Annotated in this window: 1 protein-coding gene; it reads right to left on the minus strand. The window is 47.4% G+C overall.

The genetic code is table 11. The annotated features are described in order from the left end of the window. Positions 1-342: hypothetical protein (locus FLA105534_RS00035; protein ID WP_217427674.1), on the minus strand; the 342-nt coding region annotated here is incomplete at its 3' end. Positions 343-352 lie beyond the last annotated feature (10 nt).

The following is a 352-nucleotide window of genomic DNA, read 5'->3' on the forward strand; positions in this document are numbered from 1 at the left end:
CACTGGTAAAGTTGTGTCAACGGTAACAGTTACCGCATCGGTTGCCGTACAGCCTGATGCCGTATTGGTAGCCGTTACAGTATAAGTAGTTGTTACTGTAGGGTTAGCCGTTGGGTTAGATACCGTAGCGCTTGATAATCCAGTTGAAGGACTCCAAGAATATGTTACTCCAGCCACTGTTGCAGATCCTATTGCCATACCTGTCGGGTTAACGGTACAGGTTTTGGTAAAGTCCGTTCCTGCGTTAGCAACCGGTAAAGTTGTGTCAACGGTAACAGTTACCGCATCGGTTGCCGTACAGCCTGATGCCGTATTGGTAGCTGTTACGGTATAAGTAGTCATTACTGTTGGG

The organism is Flavobacterium collinsii, from assembly GCF_902804485.1.
Classification (GTDB): Bacteria; Bacteroidota; Bacteroidia; order Flavobacteriales; family Flavobacteriaceae; genus Flavobacterium; species Flavobacterium collinsii.